This is a genomic window from Paraphotobacterium marinum (assembly GCF_002216855.1).
In the GTDB taxonomy this organism is placed as follows: Bacteria; Pseudomonadota; Gammaproteobacteria; order Enterobacterales; family Vibrionaceae; genus Paraphotobacterium; species Paraphotobacterium marinum.
This window is the reverse complement of record NZ_CP022355.1, coordinates 239367-260114: the sequence shown is the minus strand read 5'-3', so window position 1 is coordinate 260114 and position 20748 is coordinate 239367. Positions and strand designations below refer to the sequence as shown.

Genomic DNA, 20748 nt, shown 5'->3' with positions numbered 1-20748 from the left:
ACTTAAATGAAGCAAATTGCGATTTTAGGAGCTACAGGCTCCATTGGGTTAAATACATTAGAAGTTTTAGATTTAAATACAGAAAGATTTTCTGTATTTGCTCTGACTGCTCATAAAAATGTAAAAAAATGATGGAACTATGCATCAAGTGGAGCCCTAAATACGCAGTTATGATGGATGATGATGCTGCAGAGTTATTGGATAACCGACTAAAAAGTACAAATCTAAAAACTAAGGTGCTTTCAGGTAATGATGGTTGTTGTTTTGTTGCATCCCATGAATCAGTTGATGTTGTAATGTCAGCAATAGTTGGTTCACCTGGATTAAAGCCGACATACAGTGCCGCTGAATCGGGTAAAACAATCTTGCTGGCCAACAAAGAATCATTAGTCATATCTGGAAGAATTCTTTTAGAGTGTGTTAAAAAAAACAATGCGCGTTTGATCCCTGTTGACAGTGAGCATAATGCGATTTTTCAATGTTTAGCTCCCGAACTTCAAAATACTATTGGGGATTGTAAATTAAGCGATTTTGGCGTTGAAAAAATTATATTAACAGGATCTGGAGGCCCTTTTTTATCAAGGGATTTACAGACTTTTAATCAAATTACGTTGGAGGAAACACTAAAGCATCCTAATTGGAGCATGGGCTCCAAAATTTCTGTAGACTCGGCTACTATGATGAACAAAGGATTGGAATATATTGAAGCTAAGTGGCTTTTTAATGCAGATGAATCGCAGATTGATGTAATAATTCATCCCGAATCAATTATTCATTCTATGGTAAGTTACAAGGATGGTTCTGTTCTTGCTCAAATGGGAAATCCAGATATGAAAACGCCAATTTCGTATGCAATTAATTACCCAAAACGTTTTTATTCTGGTGTTGAACCTTTGGATTTTATCAAATTTAATCAGTTGAACTTTTTGAACGTTGACTTTCGTCGATATCCTTGCCTTAAATTAGCTATAGATGCTTGCCATTGTGGTCAAGCTAAAACAACAGGTCTTAATGCTGCAAATGAAGTAGTTGTAGCTTCATATTTAAAAAGAAAAATTAAATTTAATGACATATATAAAATGAACCAACAAGTTTATGATCTTATTGATGCTTCAATTAAAATCCAATCAGTTGATGATCTGTTGAGATTAGATAAAGAAGTGAGGGTTTTAACCACCGAATTATTAATAGAGTATGAGCAATGAGTAATGCTGATATCTCAATGATTTTAGTTTCGCTTTTGTCATATTGTTTAGCAATTTTATTCATCATTTTCATTCATGAACTTGGTCATTATTCAGTTGCACGCATATTTAATGTTCAAGTTGATGTTTTTAAGATAGGTTTAGGAAGAACCTTTTTTAAAAAAAAAATGAAGTCAAATACTATATTTGAATTTGGCTTTCTGCCATTGGGCGGTTATATCAAAATGGCATCTAGAGATAATGTAAAAAATCAAAATGAGTGTATTAATGACAAAACTTATTTTCAAAAAGTTCTGATTTATTTTTTTGGTCCTTTTGCAAATATCTTATTAGCCTTGTTTTTATTTTTTGCCATCGATTTTTTTTCTGGTATTCAACATATAAGTCCAGTAATTGATACAGTTAAATCTAACTCATTAGTATCGAATGCAGGAGTGGTTAGTATGAATAGAATCACTCAAATTAATAATCAAGCTGTAAACAACTGGGATGATATTAAAAAAATTCTTAATGAAAGTACTTCTAAAGATATAGAGTTAACGTTTGAAAATGAACATCAAAATGAAAAAAAAATAAGTTTTCAAAAAAGAGTTGAAGATGAAACAGCATTATTATTCCTTGATAGAATAGGTGTAGTGCCTATTGAAGTTAATTCTAAGAAAGTGGGGCTTGTTAATGAAAATAGTCCGGCTAAAACAGCTGGTCTTGAAAGAGGTGATGTTTTTATCAGTATAAATGGAAAAAAAGTTTATAGCTGGCAAGATGTAAGTTCTTTTATTAAACAAAACCCTCAAAAAACTTTAAATATTAAAGTTTATCGCAATAAAAAATATTATGACTTAATATTAAAGCCGCAAGTTGTAATTAAAGCAAATGGAAAAAAAGAGGGTTTTGCTGGGTTTAGCTTTGATATTAGAAAATTACCTGAAAATTTCATAAATTATGAAAGGTTTAATCTTTTAGAGTCATTAAAAAAGTCAATTAACACGACTTATCTATTATCAAATACTTTATTTTCCAATATAATAAACCTTATTTCAGGTAAGATAAGTATTAATAATTTATCTGGACCGATAGCAACAGCTAAAGTTGCTGGTGAAACTTTCTATGATGGTTTTGTATCTTATGTTTTTTTTATAGCGTTTATAAGTTTAAATTTGGCGATAATTAACTTGTTACCTATTCCTGTTTTAGATGGTGGTCAAATAATAAATATTTCAATAGAAAAATTTATCAAACCAAATTTGAGAGAAATGTTTCAGGTAGTTTGGAATATGATGGGCCTAATGATAATATTGGTCTTATTAGTAATAGTTTTCTTTAATGATGTAGCTCGAATATAATTTTATATAAGGAATAAATACAATAATTATGGTTATGAAAAATGTTATTTTAACTGGAGCATTGCTCTCGAGTACCGCAATTTATGCTAATAGTAACTTCAAAATTAATAGTATTGAGTTTATTGGGTTGGAGAGAATATCACAAAAAGCAGCATTAGCTGAACTACCCTTAAAAAAGGGAGATTATTTTAATGTCTCTGAAAGCTCAAAAATTATTAAAGCCTTGTATGATACAGGGAATTACTCAAGCATTGATTTATCAAGCAAAAATAATAACTTAATTATTAGCGTTAAAGAAAATCCAATTATTGCAAATATAGAGATTTCTGGAAATAAAGCCATTAAAAGTGAAATGATTAAGGATAACTTGAAAAAATCAGGAGTCGTTGTGGGTTCTCCCTTAGATCAATCTAAAATTGATCAAATAGATGCGGGTCTTGAAGATTTTTATTATAGTGTGGGAAACTTTGATGCGACAGTTAAAGCAGTTGTGACAAATTTACCTAGAAATCGCGTGAATTTAAACTTTGTTTTTATTGAGGGTTTATCTTCGAGAATAAAGGAAATTAATTTTATTGGTAATACTGTTTTTACCACACAGGAAATAAAAGATAATCTTAAACTTCAAAGTGATGTTCCTTGGTGGAATTTCGTGAGTGATGAAAAATATAAACAGCAATCACTCTCAGATGATATTAAGACTATTGATAAAATGTATAAAAGAAAAGGATATTTAAAATTTAAAATTACACAGAATAAGGTTTCAATTTCCCCTGATAAAAAAGGTGTCTACATAACATTAAAGTTTGACGAAGGAAAAAAATATACCGTAACTGATGTAACTTACTCAGGAGATCTTAAGGCTCTTGGAGGAGTTTCTAAATTAAAGTCTGAGCTACCGTTTAAATTAAATAAGATTTATAATGGCGATTTAGTTGATATTTACAAGAGGCAACTTAAGAGAAAACTTAACAATCAAGGCTTTTCAAATTCAAGAGTACAAGTTTATCCAATTTTTAATGATGTAAATAATAGTGTTGTTCTCAATTTCAATATCCAACAAGGACAGCGCTCTTATGTTAGACAAGTCATTTTTCAGGGAAACTCCGAAACAAAAGATACTGTGATTAGAAGAGAGCTTCCTCAAATGGAAGGTACCTGGTACAATGAAAATAAAGTTCAACTCGGCAAACGAAAATTAAACCAACTTGGCTACTTTAAACAAGTAGATACTAAAACTCAAAAAGTACCTAATAGTCCAGATCAAGTTGATGTTGTTTATGATGTTCAAGAGAATAACACTGGTGCCTTTAATTTTGGTATAGGTTACGGTACTGAAACTAAGGGTATGTTTAAGGCGGGTGTCAATGAAAGAAACTTCTTAGGAACTGGTTACAAAGTTGGTTTAAATGGCCAAACGGATGCATATAACAAATCTCTCTCATTAGATGTAATGAACCCATATTTTACTCTTGATGGCGTTTCTCTTGGTGGTAATATCCATTTTACAAAATTTACTAACCCAAATAATGATGATGGTAATAGTGATTATAATTATACGAACTTTGGACTTAGTACAACACTCGGTATACCAGTAAGTGAAAATAACAGGTTAAACTTTACATTAGGCTATGAGCATTATGATATATCGAATATACCAAATTTTTGGCAATATAGAGATACAATTTTACAAAATGAATCGGGTCCATTGAATCAAGAAATTGTTGATGCATTCTCAACAAATGATTACTCAGTTGGGGTAGGTTTTACTCATAATACATTAAATAATCCACAGCAACCGACTAATGGAAATAAACAAGCAATAAATTTTACAGTAAGTTTACCTAACTCATCCTATAAATATTATACAATGTATTTAAGTAGTGATAATTATTTCCCGTTAAATGAAAAACAAAACTGGGTTTTTTATCTTAACTTTAATGGAGGTTATGGGACAGGTTATGGTGGTAGCACTTTGCCATTTTATAGATGGTATTCTTTAGGTGGTTCTAGTCTTCCTGGTTTTGGTTATAACCAAGTTGGACCTAGAGGCATCCAGTATGACCCTAAGACTGGTGGTTATACTAATCTTACTGACTCTTTTACAGGAGGTAATGCTTTATATGCTGGAAAAATATCTTTAATTACACCTACACCAATTCTTTCTGAAAAGTATCAAAGGGATGTAAGAACTCAAGTTTTTGTTGCTGCGGGGAATGTTTGGAATACGCAATATAAAGCACCCACAAATAATGTTGTAAATAATAGTGATTACTATGACTATTCAGATCCATGGGCGGTTAGGGTGTCAACAGGTGTTCAATTAACTTGGTTTTCACCTATAGCACCTTTGTCTTTTACCTTTGCAAAGGCACTGAAATCTTATCCTGGTGACGATGAGTCATTTTTCTCGTTTGACATCAGTACTGGTTTTTAAATTATATAAATTGTTAGGAGTATTATTTTGAATAAAAAAATCTTAAAGTCGACTTTACTTAGCTTGTCGCTAATATCAACACTTTCTCTTTCTACTTTTGTATCTGCAGAAACAAATAGTAATGTTGTAGCACCAAATAAAATAGCAGTTGTGAATGTTAGAACTATCATTGACAAATCTGGTTTAATGCAAAATACGCAAAAAGAGTTTGCTAAAGAAAATAAAACACAGATTGCTCAATTTCAAAAATCACAAAAAGAACTACAGCAAAAACAAGCAGACTTCCAAAAAAACCAGGCAATTTTGAGTCAAAAAGATAAACGAGCAAAAGAAGAAGATATCAAAAAATTGGTTGTTAAATTACAAAAAGAAGAACGTGATCTTCAGCTATCTCAGCAGAAAATTGGTATGAAGTTACAAAAAGAATTACTTACTAAATTAGAAGTAGCCACAATGAAAGTTGCTAAGAAGGATGGGTATACGAGTGTCTTAGATGCGCAAGTTGTTTTATATCCTAATGGTAAAGGTAATGATATAACAGACGCTGTTCTAAAAGCTATGAAATAATAAAATGAAAAAGATCACTTTAAGAGAGCTAGCAAAACTGTTAAATTGTGATTATCGTGGTGAAGAGTTTGCAGCTGTTAATTCGGTTGCAAGTCTTGACGAAGCCAATGAATTAGATTTAACTTTTTTTGCGGATATTAAGTTTAAGAATAAACTGAATAAAACAAGAGCTGGAATTGTTATTATCGCAGATAATTCTAAAAATCTTTTCACGGGGAATGTCCTTATATCCAAAGATCCCAAAGCTGATTTTATAAAAGTAGTCAATTTGTTGGATCTAATTCCTAATGCCTCTGAGCAAGGAGTGCATCAATCAGCGACTATTCATCCATCAGCTAAAATTGGCAAAAACGTTAGAATTGGTCCAAATGTTGTTATTGAACAAGATGTTGTTATTAATGATAATGCTCAAGTTGGAGCCAATGTTTTTATTGGGCAAAATAGCTCTATTGGACAATCAACAAAAATTTGGTCCAACGTAACCGTTTATTTTAATTGCCAGATTGGATCTGGTTGCACTATAAGTTCTGGTGCAGTTATTGGATCTGAAGGGTTTGGCAATCATTTTTCTAACAATAAATGGCAACCTATTCCCCATATTGGTCGGGTTATTTTAGGTAATGATGTGGATATCGGTGCCCTGACTGCAATTGATAGAGGTGCTCTAGACAATACTATTATTTCCAATGGAGTAAAAATTGATAATTTATGCCATATTGGACATAATTCTTTTATTGGAGAAAATACAGTAATTGCTGGTTGTGCTACAATTGCAGGTAGTGTGAAAATTGGTTCATTTTGTATGATTGGCGGGGATACAGTTTTTAATGGTCACATTGAAATTTGCGATAAAGCAGTTGTTTCTGGTTCGAGTGTAGTGATGAGAAGCATTACTGAACCAGGTATATATAGCTCTTCTATACCAGCAACAAAAAACATAGAATGGAAAAAACAAACTGCTTTACACTACAAACTTCCTAGTCTTAATAGTAAAATTAAAAGCTTAGAAAAAGAACTCATAGCTTTAAAAAAACAAATTGAAAAATAAATTTTAATAAAACTTGAATTGAGGAACTATTTTGTCAGAAATAAATAAATCTTTGGATATAACTGAAATCAGAAAATTACTTCCACACAGATACCCTTTCTTATTAATTGACAGAGTAGTTGATTATAAAGAATTTGAGTACCTAACTGCTGTTAAAAATGTATCTGTTAATGAGCCACAGTTCACAGGTCACTTCCCTCAGTTACCAGTTTTTCCTGGTGTGATGACCCTAGAGGCAATGGCTCAAGCCACAGGTTTATTGGCATTTAAAACTTTTGGTGAAGCTAAAGATAATGAGATATATTTACTGGCTAGTATCGATAAAGCTAAATTTAAAGGTCAAGTTGTTCCTGGCGATCAACTGGTTATTAAAGTTGAGTATATTAAAAATAGAAGGGGAATAGCTGTTTTCAACGGGTATGCCTACGTCAATGACTTATTGGTATGCTCTGCTGAATTGAAATGTGCAAGAAGGGAATTTTGATGATTCATGAAAGTGCAAATATCCATCCATCTAGTATCATTGAAGATGGAGCAATTGTTGGGCCTAATTGTAAAATTGGTCCTTTTTGTGTTATAGGAAAGAATGTACGTTTGGATTCCGGTAATATATTACATTCACATATTGTCATTAATGGACACACTAAAATTGGAAAAAATAATGAATTTTTCCAGTTTTGTTCAATTGGTGAAGTTAATCAAGACAAAAAATATAAGAATGAGGCGACTGAGCTGATTGTTGGGAATGGTAATACTTTCCATGAATGTTGTACTGTCCATAGAGGAACAATACAAGATAATGGTAAAACTATTGTTGGGGATAATAATTGGATTATGGCTTATGTTCATATTGGGCATGATGCTGTGATTGGTAATAATACAGTTATGGCTAACAATGTAACTTTAGCTGGGCATATTAATGTTGGGGATCATGCATATATTGGAGGTTGTTCAGCTATACATCAATTCTGTCGAATAGGTGCATATGCTGCAATTGCAGGAGGGGCCTTAATTGAGAAAGATGTACCTCCTTTTATTTTTGCTCAAGGTGATCGAAAAAATCAGGTCAGAGGAGTACACGAAGTTTCAGCTAAGAGAAGTGGTAACTTTACAGAAGAAGATTTGCATGCAATTAAAGGGGTATATAAGTTAATATATAAAAGTGACAAGTTATTAAAAGATATTATCCCTGAAATTGAAGAAAAGGCAAAAGATAATGCAGTTTTAACTCCATTTGTAACTTTTTTTCAAGAGAGTAAACGTGGCCTTGTCAGATAGAAGAATAAATGTGGTCATTGTGGCTGGTGAGTTATCAGGAGATATTTTAGGTGCTAATTTAATTAAAGCCATGAAACTAATTCATCCAAATATTTCATTTAAAGGTATAGCTGGACCTAAAATGATGAAGGAGGGCTGTGATACGATAGTTGATATTGAAAAAATATCAAAAATGGGTTTAATTGAAGTACTACCTTCTTTAATTAATATAATTAATATTAGAAAAAAAATTATAAATCTTTGTAAAAAAGAAAAACCTGACTTATTTATTGGTATTGATGCACCTTCTTTTAACTTAGGTATAGAATACAATTTAAAAAAAATTGGGATAAAAACCGTTCATTATGCAGGGCCAAAAGTGTGGGCATGGAAACAATGGCGTATCCACAAAATCAAAAAGTCAGTTGATTTGATGCTTTTGTTTCTCCCATTCGAACAGAATATTTATAATAAATTTTCGATACCATCAAAATTAGTTGGGCATGAATTAGCTGACCAGTTTCAATTTGATATAGATAAAACTAAATCGAAATCACTCTTAAATTTAAACCCAGTAAAAAAAACTATTGCAATTGTTCCTGGTAGTAGAAAAAGTGAAATTAAATACTTAACTCCTATAATAATTGAGGCTTGTTTGAAGATTAGAAAAAAAAATGCTGATGTTCAGTTTATTATTAATTTTTCTAGCAAAGAACGACAAAGAGAATTCTTTTTAATTTTAAACAATAGTAAAGAAAAACTTGATTTTATTACATTTCAAAATCGTTCAAAAGAGGTATTATCTGCAGCTGATTATGCGATAGTTAAGTCAGGTACTTCTACACTTGAATGTCTATTAGCCAAAACGCCCATGGTTGTAATATATAAGCCTCATTGGGCTACGACATTTATTGTTAGGTTGATGTTAAAAATACCATTTGTATCTTTACCAAATTTAATTGCCGGTAAAGAATTAGTTAAAGAGCTTATTGCTGATGAGTGTACGTATAATAATATTTATGAAGAAATAGATCATTTGATGACTTCCAATAATGAAGCTCTAATTAATCAATTTACCGAAATCCATAAACTTTTGAAAAAAAATGCCAGTTTTGAAAGTGCAACAGCAATATTTAACTTATTAGACTTTAATATAAAAACATAATGAATACTCAAAAATTAATTGCTGGAGTCGATGAGGCTGGAAGAGGGCCCTTAGTTGGTAATGTGGTCGCTGCAGCAGTAATATTAAACCCGAATTCGATGATACCAGAACTTGACGATTCAAAAAAATTATCTGAAAAAAAACGAATATTTCTTTCAACAGAAATCAAGACAAAAGCTTTTTGTTGGAGTATTGGACAAGCTTCCCCAGATGAAATAGATCGATTAAATATTTTACAAGCTTCGTTGTTAGCAATGCAAAGAGCTGTTTTAAACTTAAAACATATTCCTGAAAAAGTATTAGTTGATGGTAATGCAGTCCCACGACTTAATATTGAAACCGACGCTATAATTGGTGGTGATGGGAAGATACCATCTATTTCTGCAGCATCAATAATTGCAAAGGTAACAAGAGATCAACAAATGAAAATCCTTGATGCAGAATATCCAGAATATGGGTTTGCTAAACATAAAGGTTACCCAACCAAGAAACATATTGAAGCACTAAAAAAGTTTGGTGTTTTAAAAGATTATAGAAAAACATTTAAACCTGTAAAAAATATATTAAATAACTGAGCAAATTACAATGGAAAGAAAGTTTGTCCACTTAAATGTACATAGTGAATTCTCTATCGTTGATGGAATTGTCAAAATACCGAAATTATTAGATGAAATTGAAAAGAATAATATTCCGGCAGTTGCTCTAACAGATTTTAATAATTTATTTGGGTTAGTTAAATTTTATAATGCTTGTTTGGTTAGGGGTATAAAACCGATTATTGGGACTGATATTCTTGTGAAAAGCTGTTACTATGATGGTTTTTTCAATTTAACTTTGTTAGCAATGAATAATCAAGGTTATAGTAATATTATTGAATTAATATCAAAGGCATACAAACGGGGTCATGTAAACAACAGTCCTGTTATTGATCAAGCTTGGTTAAAAAATTACTGTGATGGATTGATTGTTTTATCAGGTGGATTAGATGGTGACTTATCATATGCTTTATCTAAAAATGATAAAGAGCTAATAGATGATATTATTGTATTTTATGGAGAGTTTTTTCAAGATAGATTTTATTTAGAGTTATCGAGATTAAACAAGAAAAATGAACATAAATACATACAAGAAATTCTTGAATTATCCCAAAAGCATAACTTACCACTTGTAGCAACAAATAAAGTTAGATTTATAAAAGAGAGTGATTATGATGCACACGATATTAGAGTATGTATTCATGATGGAGATACGTTAGATAACCCTAAACGTATTCATAAGTACACTAAAGAGCAATATTTAAAGTCGGAACAGGAAATGTTCGACTTATTTTATGATATTCCAGAAGCGATTCAAAATACAATTAACATTGCTCAACGATGTAGTGTGTTTTTAACATTTGGTGATTATTTCTTACCTGATTTTCCAACTGGCAATTTAAAGATTGAAGATTATTTAATAGACAAAGCTCAAATAGGACTGGAAAAAAGACTTAGAAAAAACTTTCCTGATATTAATGAACGCAACAGAATTAGAGGAGAATATGAAGCAAGACTAAATATTGAACTCGAAGTTATTAATAATATGGGATTTCCAGGATATTTTTTAGTTGTGATGGAGTTTATACAGTGGTCTAAAACTAACTCTATACCCGTTGGACCAGGAAGAGGGTCGGGAGCAGGTTCACTAGTTGCATATGCTCTTGATATTACGGACTTAGATCCCTTGGAGTATGATTTATTATTTGAAAGATTTCTAAACCCAGAAAGAGTTTCAATGCCGGACTTTGATATTGACTTTTGTATGGATAAGAGAGATCTTGTTATTGAACATGTATCAGATATTTATGGTAAAGACGCTGTTTCACAAATAATCACATTTGGTACTATGGCTGCTAAAGCTGTAATTAGAGATGTTGGCAGAGTTTTAGGGCATCCTTATGGTTTTGTAGATCGTATTGCTAAATTGATTCCATCAGATCCAGGAATGACACTGTCAAAGGCCTTTGAAGAAGAAAAACAACTTGTTGAGGCATATGAAAGTGATGAAGATGTCCAATTCTTAATTGATATATGTCGAAGTCTTGAAGGCGTAGTAAGAAATGCTGGTAAACATGCTGGTGGCGTGGTTATATCTCCAACAAAAATATCCGATTTTTCTCCAGTTTATTGTGATTCTGAAGGGAGATTTCCGGTCACACAATTTGATAAAAATGACATAGAAACAGCGGGTTTAGTTAAGTTTGACTTTTTAGGATTAAGAACTTTAACAATTATAGATTGGACCTTAAAATTAATCAGAGATACGTTAGGCACCAATATTGAAATTGAAAATATAGCCTTAGATGATAAGAAAGCTTTTTCAATTCTTAAAAAAGCTCAAACAACAGCTGTTTTTCAGTTAGAGTCAAGGGGGATGAAGGACTTAATTAAGCGCCTTCAACCAGATTGCTTTGAAGATATTATAGCATTGGTTGCTTTATTTCGACCCGGCCCACTCCAGTCTGGAATGGTCGATAACTTTATAGATCGTAAACATGGTCGTGAAAAAGTTTCTTATCCTGATGCTAAGTGGCAACACTCATCTCTCAAAGAAACTCTTAATCCGACTTATGGTATAATTTTATACCAGGAACAGGTTATGCAAATTGCTCAAACATTATCTGGATACTCATTAGGAGAAGCTGATATCTTAAGGCGAGCGATGGGCAAAAAAAAACCTGAAGAAATGGCAAAACAGAGAGAGGTTTTTAAGCAAGGAGCGATTAAAAATAATATTGATGGCGATTTAGCTATGAAAATATTTGATTTAGTTGAAAAGTTTGCGGGATATGGATTCAATAAATCTCATTCCGCTGCCTACGCACTTGTTTCATATCAAACATTGTGGCTTAAGGCCCATTTCCCTTCTCAGTTTATGGCTGCTGTAATGAGCGCAGATATGGATAATACTGAAAAAATTATTAATTTAACAGATGAATGTCGACAATTGGGTATTAAAATTTTATTACCTAATGTAAATAAAAGTTTATTCGAATTTTCTGTAAACCAAGATAATGAAATTATTTTTGGCTTAGGTGCCATAAAAGGTGTTGGTGAAAATTCAATTATTAATATTGTGAAATCAAGAAACTTGGATGGGCATTATAAAGATTTGTTAGATTTTTGTAAGAAAGTAGACTTAAAAAAAGTCAATAAAAAGTTAATTGAAAAATTAATTAAATCTGGTGCAATGGATTGCTTAAACCTAGATAGAGACTATTTATTTTCTTCTTTAGATGACACTTTTCAAGAAGCTGAACAATATAAAGCAGCAAAAAATAGTGGGCAATCTGACTTATTTGGTTTATCCTTAAATGTTGGTGTAAGTAAAAGAAATCCTGATTTCAATCAATACAGTTGGTCTGATATAGAAAAATTAAACTATGAGCGAGAGTTGTTAGGAATGTTTTTATCAGGTCACCCTATGGATTATTGTCAAAATGAAGTTAAAAACTATATTACCTTCAAGCTTGACAATCTAAGAGTGTTAAAACTTAACAAACAAGCTGTAGTATGCGGTTTGCTAGTGAGTATTAGACATATTTCTACAAGGAAAGGCACAAAACTTACGATAGCAACGATTGAAGATAGCAGAGCTAAAATTGATGTTGTATTATTCGATGATACTTATGAGCAATTTAAAACAATCCTTACTATTGGAAGTATTCTTTTTTTGTAGGTAATATATCTAAAGATGATTACAATGGAAACTTTAAAATAACAGCAAAATCTATTTACACATTGACAGAAATGAGAGAACAAAATTTAAAGAACATCAATATTGTTTTGAATGAAAAAGATTTAAGCTTAGATAAAAATATACAATTAAAGAATATTTTAGAAAATTATTTTGAAGGATCTGTTCCACTTAATATTGAGTATCAAAAAGATAATTACAAAGTTAAAATCTGTTTAGGTATGCAGTGGTCCGTAACACCAAACGATGATTTAATAAAAAGATTAGAAAATTTAGTCGGCAAAAATAATATTAAATTTAATTACTAAAGATAAATTAAAAGGTTTTAAATTATGAGTTCAAATTTTTTAGATTTTGAAAAACCAGTTGCTGAATTGGAAGCAAAAATTGAAGCATTACGAAGTATTTCCAATAAAGATGAACTGACTGATGTTGATTTAGATAAAGAAATTCAATTATTAGAAAAGAAAAGCTCTGATCTTACAAAAAAAATTTTTTCTAACCTAAGTTCTTGGCAAATATCGCAATTAGCAAGACACCCTGATAGACCATATACTTACGATTATATTAAATATATTTTTGATGACTTTGATGAACTTTCTGGTGATAGAGCGTATGCTGATGACAAAGCTATTGTTGCTGGCTTAGCTCGATTAAATAACACACCTGTTATGGTCATTGGACACCAAAAAGGCAGAGAAACTAAAGATAAAATAGAGCGTAATTTTGGGATGCCAAGTCCGGAAGGATATCGAAAAGCTTTGCGATTGATGAAGCTAGCAGAAAAATATAATATACCAGTAATTACGTTTATTGATACTGCCGGAGCTTATCCTGGGGTTGGTGCAGAAGAAAGAGGTCAATCGGAAGCTATTGCAAGAAATTTAAAAGAAATGTCTGGGTTAAAAGTCCCAATCATTTGTAATATAGTTGGTGAGGGAGGATCTGGTGGAGCTTTGGCTATTGGAGTTGGGGACACAACTAATATGCTTGAATATTCTACGTTTTCGGTAATTTCACCAGAAGGAGCGGCCTCAATTTTATTTAGAGACTCTAATAAAGCTCCTCAAGCTGCAGATTCAATGAGCATAACTGCTCCAAAATTGCATCAATTAGGTTTTATTAATAATATTATAAAAGAACCACTTGGGGGTGCTCATAGAAATTATGAAAAAGCTGCTTTGGAATTAAAAGAACAGCTTGCAAGAGATCTTTTAAAGTTGAAAGATTTGAATGTTGAACAATTACTTGAAAAACGATATGAAAGACTTTTAAGTTTTGGTTTCGTTTAATGATCACTTATGAGGATTTTGAATCTTTAACAAAAAAACACATACCACACAATGCTAGTGTGGTATTAGGCTTTAGCGGCGGGGTTGATTCATGTGTGCTTGTAACCTTATTTGATAATTTTGTAAAAAAGAATAAAAAATTTAATTTAACTGTTAAAGCAGTTTATATTGATCATGGTCTTTCAAAGAAATCAGTTCAATGGGAGAAATTTTGTTATAACTTCTGTAAAACAAAAAATATAACTTTTTACTCAAAAAAAATATTGCTTAATAAAGAATCTAATATTGAGGCAAACGCCCGTCATAAAAGGTATGAAGCTTTACAAAGCTTCATGAATGATGGTGATTATTTGGTAACTGGTCATCATGCTAACGATCAAGTTGAAACACTTTTTTTATCTCTCAAAAGAGCTAGTGGTCCCAGAGGGTTATCCGGAATGTCAATATTCAATAAAAGAGACGTAGGCTATCACTTTCGTCCTCTATTAAAATACCCAAAGGATGCTATTTTAGAGTTTGCCCAAACGTATAATCTAAAATGGGTTGAGGATGAAAGTAATGAAAGTGTTAAATTTGACAGAAACTTCATACGAAAAGATATTGTACCTAGACTTTCTGAGAGGTGGTCAAACTTTCAATCGTCGGCCTTAATTAGTATGAAGTTATGCTCTAAACAAGATAGCTTACTTCAGGAATTAGTAGAAGAAAAAATTAATTTTATATCAAATTCAGGTAAGGCTCTTTCTATAGAGAAACTAAAGAATATGAGCGAAGAGCTTCTACTTTACACTTTAAAGATATGGGTTAAAAAATTATCTAATATCACTCCATCTTCAAAGGGATTGAATACAATAATAAAAGATTTTATCTTTTCAAAACATGACTCTAATCCCATTTATAAAATAGGTGATTATCAAGTAAGAAAGTTTCAATTTTTTTTATACATTATCCCAGATTATAAGGATTTAACATATTTTTCAACAGCATTAAAAATAAATGAAAAAATTCACTTACCGCATAATTATGGCCAAATAACTATCATTTCAAACCCTAAAAAGAATATATTAAGGTTTCCAGATAAATTAGAATATCCTTTACGTATAACATTTTGTCCTCCCAAAGGATTAATTTATCCTAATGGCAAAACCGTTGGTAAAAAATTCAAAAAATGGGCGCAAGAATATAATATACCCAGTTGGGAAAGAAAAAGATTACCTTTTTTATATTATGGCAATAGTTTGGCAGCTATTGTTGGTTTATTTGTTTGTACTAATTTTTCTGGGCAAGATCTATCTATAGATCATCAAAGGCTAGATAAGTAAAATAATTTTTGAAATAAATATTTCACTTTTTAATACGTAAAAACCAATGTCATAATGTAAAATTTTTACATGATATTCTTTATTGTCATCTCTTTTATAACCTGGTCTAGGGTCATATGATAAGATTTCCTGTATTAATTCTTTATGATTTTTAGGTATTTGTTTATTCCATGCATTTTTGAAAAAAAACACTTTTTTTCTCAAGGGTGCTTCTTGTGCATAACCAGAAATAGCATCTTCATGACTATCTGAATATTTAATATATGGTTTTATATCAATAATGGGTGTATTATCAATTAAATCAGCACCTTGAACAAAAATAGAAACATTGTTTTTATTAATTTCAACTTTATTTAAAATGACTGAAGATAAGCCAATATTATTGGGTCTAAAGTTAGAACGAGTTGCAAATACCCCTGTTTTTTTATTTCCTCCAAGTCTTGGAGGTCTTATTAGTTCTTTCTTTTTTTTATTAATACACTCAGAAAATAGAAACAATATCCATAGGTGACTAAATTTATCTAAATCTCTCACAGCATTTTTACTAAAGTTAGTATTAAGAATTATTTGACTTTGCACTGAAGTTAAAAGACCAGGTTGTCTTGGTGTTGCAAATTTTTCTTTAAAGGGAGAAATAATTCTCCCAATTGGTTCAACTGTATACATATTTTTTAAGTGTAGCTCTTATTTTGGTTAAATCACCAACCTTTTACTATATTATTGTGGAATAGTAAAATAGCTTTTTTATAAACTGCATCAGATTGATAGGCTTTAACAAAATCAATTAATTTTTGGTTTTTGATATTATTTGTTTTTGTAACAATTAAATTTACATATGGAGAGTTTTTATCCTCTAAAATAATGGCATTGTTTATATTTAAACCTGCCTGAGATGCATAGGTATTATTGACAAAAGCTAAGGTAACATCTGATAAACTTCTCGGTAGTTGGGCTGCATCTAAAGGTATAAACTTTAAGTTTAATTTATTGGAAGTTATGTCCATAGGTGTCGCAAGAAGACCCACATTTGGTTTTAGTTTAATAAGGTTATTTTTTTCTAAAAGGATCAATGCTCTTCCCATATTAGTTGGGTCGTTTGGTATAGCAATTGAAGCATTTTGGGATATTTGTTTTATATTTTTAATTTTATTTGAATATGCAGCAATTGGATATATGAAAGTATTTCCTATTGAAGAAAACTTATAATTATGATCTTTTATTTGTTGTTCTAAATAAGGTCGATGCTGAAAAACATTTACATCTATAGAGCCATCATTTAATGCAATATTCGGTGTATTGTAGTCACTAAAAGTTATAATTTTTACATTGATATTGTATTTTTCTTTTGCAACTTTAGCTGCAACTTGAGCTAAATCGGCTTCTTGTCCTGCAATCACACCAACTTTTATTTCTTTATCATCACTTTTTTTGTTACAGGCGCTTAATACAATGATTGAGCAAATAACGAACAAAATTTTAAAATAAGACTTCATTGTTTTTGGATCCTTTTGTCTATAAATGTTTTTGAAAAATAATCACCCAGATATTGAATAATTTGAACTAATATTATAATTAAACAAACAGTGATGATCATAATGGTTAAATCAAACCTTTGATAACCATACCTTATAGCTATATCACCTAACCCACCACCACCAATCGTGCCTGCCATTGCTGAGTAATTGACAAGAGTTATAAGTGTAATCGTAGCTATATTAATTATTCCGGAAATAGATTCGGGGATAATAATATAAAATATAATTTGTAATTTTGATGCTCCAAAAGCTTGTGATGCTTTTATTAATTCGTAAGGCATTTCAGAAAAAAGTGCTTCAGATAATCTTGCTACAAAAGGAATTGCTCCAATAGTCAGAGGAACTATAGCTGCAGATGTCCCTATTGATGTTCCAACAATAAATCTAGTTAGTGGCACAATAGCAACCAATAGTATTATAAATGGGATTGATCTTCCGATATTTATTACACTAGAAAGGGAAGCATGTATAATTTTATTAGAGCAAATATGATTTGGGCGGGTTATAAAAACGACAATACCAAGTAAAACACCTAAAATAATAGAAATCAAACCGGATACAAAAACCATTAATAGTGTTTCTATCATTGCATTGTATATGAGATTAAATGTTGCGTTATCCATTATTGATTCCTTTAGCACATAAATCTATATGCTTAATTTTCCCAAATTCCATTGTAACTATTTTATTACAAAATCTATTAATACTTGATATATCATGCGATACCAAAATAATTGTGATACCTAACTTTTTATTTATGCTGTCGAGTAACTCAAGAATTGTATTTGTGTTTTTTGGATCGAGGGCACTGGTTGGTTCATCACATAATAATAATTTAGGGGAGCAAGATAAAGCTCTTGCTATTGCAACTCTTTGTTTTTGTCCTCCACTTAGTTGAGCCGGATATTCTTTCCTTTTGTCTGATAAATTTACTAAATCAAGTAACTCATTAACTTTATTTTGAATAGTTGTCGCATTTAGTTTTTGTAATTTCATTGGTAAAGCGATATTTTGCTCAACATTTTTTGTGCTTAATAAACAAAATGATTGAAAAATCATGCCAATATTTCTTCTTAGAGATACAAGTTCCTTTTCATTAAAAAATAATATATTTTGCTTATCAATTATTATTTCACCGGAGGAAGGCCTATCAAGCAAGTTTATACTTCTAAGAAAAGAACTTTTTCCTGCACCCGATTCACCTATAACACCTACAAAATCTCCTTGTTCGATTTTTAAATTAATATCTTCAAGTATTTTTGTATGCGTGTGTTTTGTAGTTTTTATGGTTTTATTTAAATTAATTATTTCTATCATGCTAACCTCTTTATAAGCAATACGGATGTTAAGACGTTTAGACGTCCGTGTCAATTGTTTTTTTTTATTGATAATTTGTGACATAATAATTTCTTTAACCATATTGTGGGTTTTTTATGAGCTTTAAAGCATTGTTTTTAGATCGAGACGGAGTTATTAATAAAGATTTAGGTTATGTTTCAAAGATTGATGACTTTGATTTTTTTGAAGATATTTTTGAGACTTGTCTGGAATTTAAAAAAAAAGGTTATAAAATTATCATCGTAACTAATCAATCAGGAATTGCTCGTGGTTACTTTACAGAAGATGAGTTTTTTAAATTAACAGAGTGGATGGATTGGAATTTTATAGATAAAGGCATAGAAATTGACGGTATTTATTATTGCCCTCATCATTATGAACATGGTCAAGGTAAATATAAGATAAAATGTAAATGCAGAAAACCAGAGCCAGGTATGATATTAGACGCTGCAAAAGAGCATAACATAAATTTACATCATTCTGTTTTAATTGGAGATAAACATTCAGATTTATTAGCAGGTCATAGAGCTGGTATCAATAATTTGTATTTAATTGAAAATAAAAAATATGTAACAAAAGAGAAAGAATTATTTTCAAAAATAATACTGAATAAAGTATCAGATGTTTTAAAATATATCTAGTTTGTATGATATTTGTTCACTTGTGCTTAAAAGTTATTTTTTTTGAAAAAAAGTATTGAAATAAAATTATAACTATCTATAATTCATTCCCACAAAAGAGAGAGATTTCTTTTAAGTTCTTTAAAAATATAACTAGATAATCTGTGTGGGCACTCGTGAATGATAGTCATTAAAAAAGAATTATCAATGAGCTGAGTGACCGAATGAATAGAGATATTCATCACAGTCAATTTATTAATCAGAATTCATTGAGCCAAAACTTTAATTGAAGAGTTTGATCATGGCTCAGATTGAACGCTGGCGGCAGGCCTAACACATGCAAGTCGAGCGGTAACAGGGGAGAGCTTGCTCTCCTGCTGACGAGCGGCGGACGGGTGAGTAATGCCTGGGAATATGCCCTAATGTGGGGGATAACCATTGGAAACGATGGCTAATACCGCATAATCTCTACGGAGCAAAGGGGGGGACCTTCGGGCCTCTCGCATTAGGATTAGCCCAGGTGGGATTAGCTAGTTGGTGAGGTAAGGGCTCACCAAGGCGACGATCCCTAGCTGGTTTGAGAGGATGATCAGCCACACTGGAACTGAGACACGGTCCAGACTCCTACGGGAGGCAGCAGTGGGGAATATTGCACAATGGGGGAAACCCTGATGCAGCCATGCCGCGTGTATGAAGAAGGCCTTCGGGTTGTAAAGTACTTTCAGTTGTGAGGAAGGTGGTAGCGTTAATAGCGTTATCATTTGACGTTAGCAACAGAAGAAGCACCGGCTAACTCCGTGCCAGCAGCCGCGGTAATACGGAGGGTGCGAGCGTTAATCGGAATTACTGGGCGTAAAGCGCATGCAGGCGGTTTATTAAGCCAGATGTGAAAGCCCCGGGCTTAACCTGGGAATTGCATTTGGAACTGGTAAACTAGAGTCTTGTAGAGGGGGGTAGAATTTCAGGTGTAGCGGTGAAATGCGTAGAGATCTGAAGGAATACCGGTGGCGAAGGCGGCCCCCTGGACAAAGACTGACGCTCAGATGCGAAAGCGTGGGGAGCAAACAGGATTAGATACCCTGGTAGTCCACGCCGTAAACGATGTCTACTTGAAGGTTGTGATCTTGAATCGTGGCTTTCGGAGCTAACGCGTTAAGTAGACCGCCTGGGGAGTACGGTCGCAAGATTAAAACTCAAATGAATTGACGGGGGCCCGCACAAGCGGTGGAGCATGTGGTTTAATTCGATGCAACGCGAAGAACCTTACCTACTCTTGACATCCAGAGAACCTTTTAGAGATAGAAGGGTGCCTTCGGGAACTCTGAGACAGGTGCTGCATGGCTGTCGTCAGCTCGTGTTGTGAAATGTTGGGTTAAGTCCCGCAACGAGCGCAACCCTTATCCTTGTTTGCCAGCACTTCGGGTGGGAACTCCAGGGAGACTGCCGGTGATAAACCGGAGGAAGGTGGGGACGACGTCAAGTCATCATGGCCCTTACGAGTAGGGCTACACACGTGCTACAATGGCATATACAGAGGGCTGCCAACTCGCGAGAGTGAGCGAATCCCATAAAGTATGTCGTAGTCCGGATTGGAGTCTGCAACTCGACTCCATGAAGTCGGAATCGCTAGTAATCGTGGATCAGAATGCCACGGTGAATACGTTCCCGGGCCTTGTACACACCGCCCGTCACACCATGGGAGTGGGCTGCACCAGAAGTAGATAGCTTAACCTTCGGGAGGGCGTTTACCACGGTGTGGTTCATGACTGGGGTGAAGTCGTAACAAGGTAGCCCTAGGGGAACCTGGGGCTGGATCACCTCCTTACCTTAAAGATTATATTGATGTAGTGTCCACACAGATTATTTAGTAATGAAGAACAAAGA

Annotated in this window: 15 protein-coding genes, 1 rRNA gene and 2 pseudogenes; 14 read left to right on the top strand and 4 right to left on the bottom strand. The window is 32.4% G+C overall.

What is annotated here, in order from left to right; translation table 11 throughout:
• The first annotated feature begins 6 nt into the window (after positions 1-6).
• The 12 genes and pseudogenes from ispC to tilS all read left to right on the top strand — a co-directional run bounded on the left by ispC (position 7) and on the right by tilS (position 15371).
• A pseudogene (gene ispC / locus CF386_RS01395) lies at positions 7-1205 on the top strand (1-deoxy-D-xylulose-5-phosphate reductoisomerase).
• Positions 1202-2548, top strand: a complete 1347-nt coding sequence (rseP, locus tag CF386_RS01390) for an RIP metalloprotease RseP (RefSeq protein ID WP_089072728.1) — start codon at positions 1202-1204, stop codon at positions 2546-2548. Before ispC ends, rseP begins: the two are co-directional and overlap by 4 nt.
• Before the next feature lie 28 nt (positions 2549-2576).
• Positions 2577-4985, top strand: a complete 2409-nt coding sequence (bamA, locus tag CF386_RS01385; protein ID WP_089072727.1) for an outer membrane protein assembly factor BamA — start codon at positions 2577-2579, stop codon at positions 4983-4985.
• A gap of 27 nt (positions 4986-5012) precedes the next feature.
• Positions 5013-5552 carry an OmpH family outer membrane protein gene (locus tag CF386_RS01380; protein ID WP_158522267.1) on the top strand — a complete coding sequence of 180 codons (540 nt, stop codon included), beginning with the start codon at positions 5013-5015 and terminating at the stop codon, positions 5550-5552.
• Positions 5553-5556: 4 nt separating this feature from the next.
• Complete coding sequence (gene lpxD / locus CF386_RS01375; protein ID WP_089072725.1) at positions 5557-6600, top strand: UDP-3-O-(3-hydroxymyristoyl)glucosamine N-acyltransferase; 1044 nt, start codon at positions 5557-5559, stop codon at positions 6598-6600.
• Positions 6601-6631: 31 nt separating this feature from the next.
• Positions 6632-7084 (top strand): 3-hydroxyacyl-ACP dehydratase FabZ, encoded by a 453-nt coding sequence (gene fabZ / locus CF386_RS01370; RefSeq protein WP_089072724.1) that lies wholly within the window; start codon positions 6632-6634, stop codon positions 7082-7084.
• Entirely contained in the window at positions 7084-7878 is a 795-nt protein-coding gene (lpxA, locus tag CF386_RS01365; RefSeq protein WP_089072723.1) for an acyl-ACP--UDP-N-acetylglucosamine O-acyltransferase, read from the top strand. The genes fabZ and lpxA overlap by 1 nt, the downstream gene beginning before the upstream one ends.
• Entirely contained in the window at positions 7862-9022 is a 1161-nt protein-coding gene (gene lpxB, locus CF386_RS01360) for a lipid-A-disaccharide synthase (protein ID WP_089072722.1), read from the top strand. The genes lpxA and lpxB overlap by 17 nt, the downstream gene beginning before the upstream one ends.
• A complete protein-coding gene (gene rnhB / locus CF386_RS01355) occupies positions 9022-9597 on the top strand; it encodes a ribonuclease HII (RefSeq protein ID WP_089072721.1) in 576 nt (191 codons plus the stop codon). The genes lpxB and rnhB overlap by 1 nt, the downstream gene beginning before the upstream one ends.
• A gap of 10 nt (positions 9598-9607) precedes the next feature.
• A pseudogene (gene dnaE, locus CF386_RS01350) lies at positions 9608-13065 on the top strand (DNA polymerase III subunit alpha).
• 24 nt (positions 13066-13089) lie between these two features.
• Complete coding sequence (gene accA, locus CF386_RS01345; RefSeq protein ID WP_089072720.1) at positions 13090-14049, top strand: acetyl-CoA carboxylase carboxyl transferase subunit alpha; 960 nt, start codon at positions 13090-13092, stop codon at positions 14047-14049.
• Positions 14049-15371 (top strand): tRNA lysidine(34) synthetase TilS, encoded by a 1323-nt coding sequence (gene tilS / locus CF386_RS01340; protein ID WP_089072719.1) that lies wholly within the window; start codon positions 14049-14051, stop codon positions 15369-15371. Before accA ends, tilS begins: the two co-directional genes overlap by 1 nt.
• Here tilS and tsaA read toward each other — a convergent pair.
• The 4 genes from tsaA to CF386_RS01320 are packed head-to-tail and all read right to left on the bottom strand — an operon-like array spanning position 15360 to position 18307.
• Positions 15360-16037, bottom strand: coding sequence for a tRNA (N6-threonylcarbamoyladenosine(37)-N6)-methyltransferase TrmO (tsaA, locus tag CF386_RS01335; RefSeq protein ID WP_089072718.1), 678 nt, complete (start codon positions 16035-16037; stop codon positions 15360-15362). The genes tilS and tsaA overlap by 12 nt on opposite strands.
• Before the next feature lie 32 nt (positions 16038-16069).
• Positions 16070-16864 carry a MetQ/NlpA family ABC transporter substrate-binding protein gene (locus CF386_RS01330; protein WP_089072717.1) on the bottom strand — a complete coding sequence of 265 codons (795 nt, stop codon included), beginning with the start codon at positions 16862-16864 and terminating at the stop codon, positions 16070-16072.
• On the bottom strand, positions 16861-17529 hold the full coding sequence (locus CF386_RS01325) for a methionine ABC transporter permease (RefSeq protein ID WP_089072716.1): 669 nt from the start codon (positions 17527-17529) through the stop codon (positions 16861-16863). The genes CF386_RS01330 and CF386_RS01325 overlap by 4 nt, the downstream gene beginning before the upstream one ends.
• On the bottom strand, positions 17522-18307 hold the full coding sequence (locus tag CF386_RS01320) for a methionine ABC transporter ATP-binding protein (RefSeq protein WP_158522266.1): 786 nt from the start codon (positions 18305-18307) through the stop codon (positions 17522-17524). Before CF386_RS01320 ends, CF386_RS01325 begins: the two co-directional genes overlap by 8 nt.
• A gap of 32 nt (positions 18308-18339) precedes the next feature.
• Here CF386_RS01320 and gmhB point away from each other — a divergent pair, with 32 nt between their 5' ends.
• Positions 18340-18885 carry a D-glycero-beta-D-manno-heptose 1,7-bisphosphate 7-phosphatase gene (gene gmhB, locus CF386_RS01315; protein ID WP_089072714.1) on the top strand — a complete coding sequence of 182 codons (546 nt, stop codon included), beginning with the start codon at positions 18340-18342 and terminating at the stop codon, positions 18883-18885.
• 262 nt (positions 18886-19147) lie between these two features.
• Positions 19148-20689: ribosomal RNA gene (locus tag CF386_RS01310) — 16S ribosomal RNA — on the top strand.
• Positions 20690-20748 lie beyond the last annotated feature (59 nt).

Bases quoted from the DNA above. Each gene is read 5' to 3' on its own strand.
- rseP (WP_089072728.1), top strand. From the start codon at position 1,202: ATGAGTAATGCTGATATCTCAATGATTTTAGTTTCGCTTTTGTCATAT.
- tilS (WP_089072719.1), top strand. From the start codon at position 14,049: ATGATCACTTATGAGGATTTTGAATCTTTAACAAAAAAACACATACCA.
- CF386_RS01320 (WP_158522266.1), bottom strand. From the start codon at position 18,307: ATGTCACAAATTATCAATAAAAAAAAACAATTGACACGGACGTCTAAA.
- gmhB (WP_089072714.1), top strand. From the start codon at position 18,340: ATGAGCTTTAAAGCATTGTTTTTAGATCGAGACGGAGTTATTAATAAA.
- tsaA (WP_089072718.1), bottom strand. From the start codon at position 16,037: ATGTATACAGTTGAACCAATTGGGAGAATTATTTCTCCCTTTAAAGAA.
- bamA (WP_089072727.1), top strand. From the start codon at position 2,577: ATGGTTATGAAAAATGTTATTTTAACTGGAGCATTGCTCTCGAGTACC.
- lpxD (WP_089072725.1), top strand. From the start codon at position 5,557: ATGAAAAAGATCACTTTAAGAGAGCTAGCAAAACTGTTAAATTGTGAT.
- CF386_RS01325 (WP_089072716.1), bottom strand. From the start codon at position 17,529: ATGGATAACGCAACATTTAATCTCATATACAATGCAATGATAGAAACA.
- CF386_RS01330 (WP_089072717.1), bottom strand. From the start codon at position 16,864: ATGAAGTCTTATTTTAAAATTTTGTTCGTTATTTGCTCAATCATTGTA.
- accA (WP_089072720.1), top strand. From the start codon at position 13,090: ATGAGTTCAAATTTTTTAGATTTTGAAAAACCAGTTGCTGAATTGGAA.
- lpxA (WP_089072723.1), top strand. From the start codon at position 7,084: ATGATTCATGAAAGTGCAAATATCCATCCATCTAGTATCATTGAAGAT.
- rnhB (WP_089072721.1), top strand. From the start codon at position 9,022: ATGAATACTCAAAAATTAATTGCTGGAGTCGATGAGGCTGGAAGAGGG.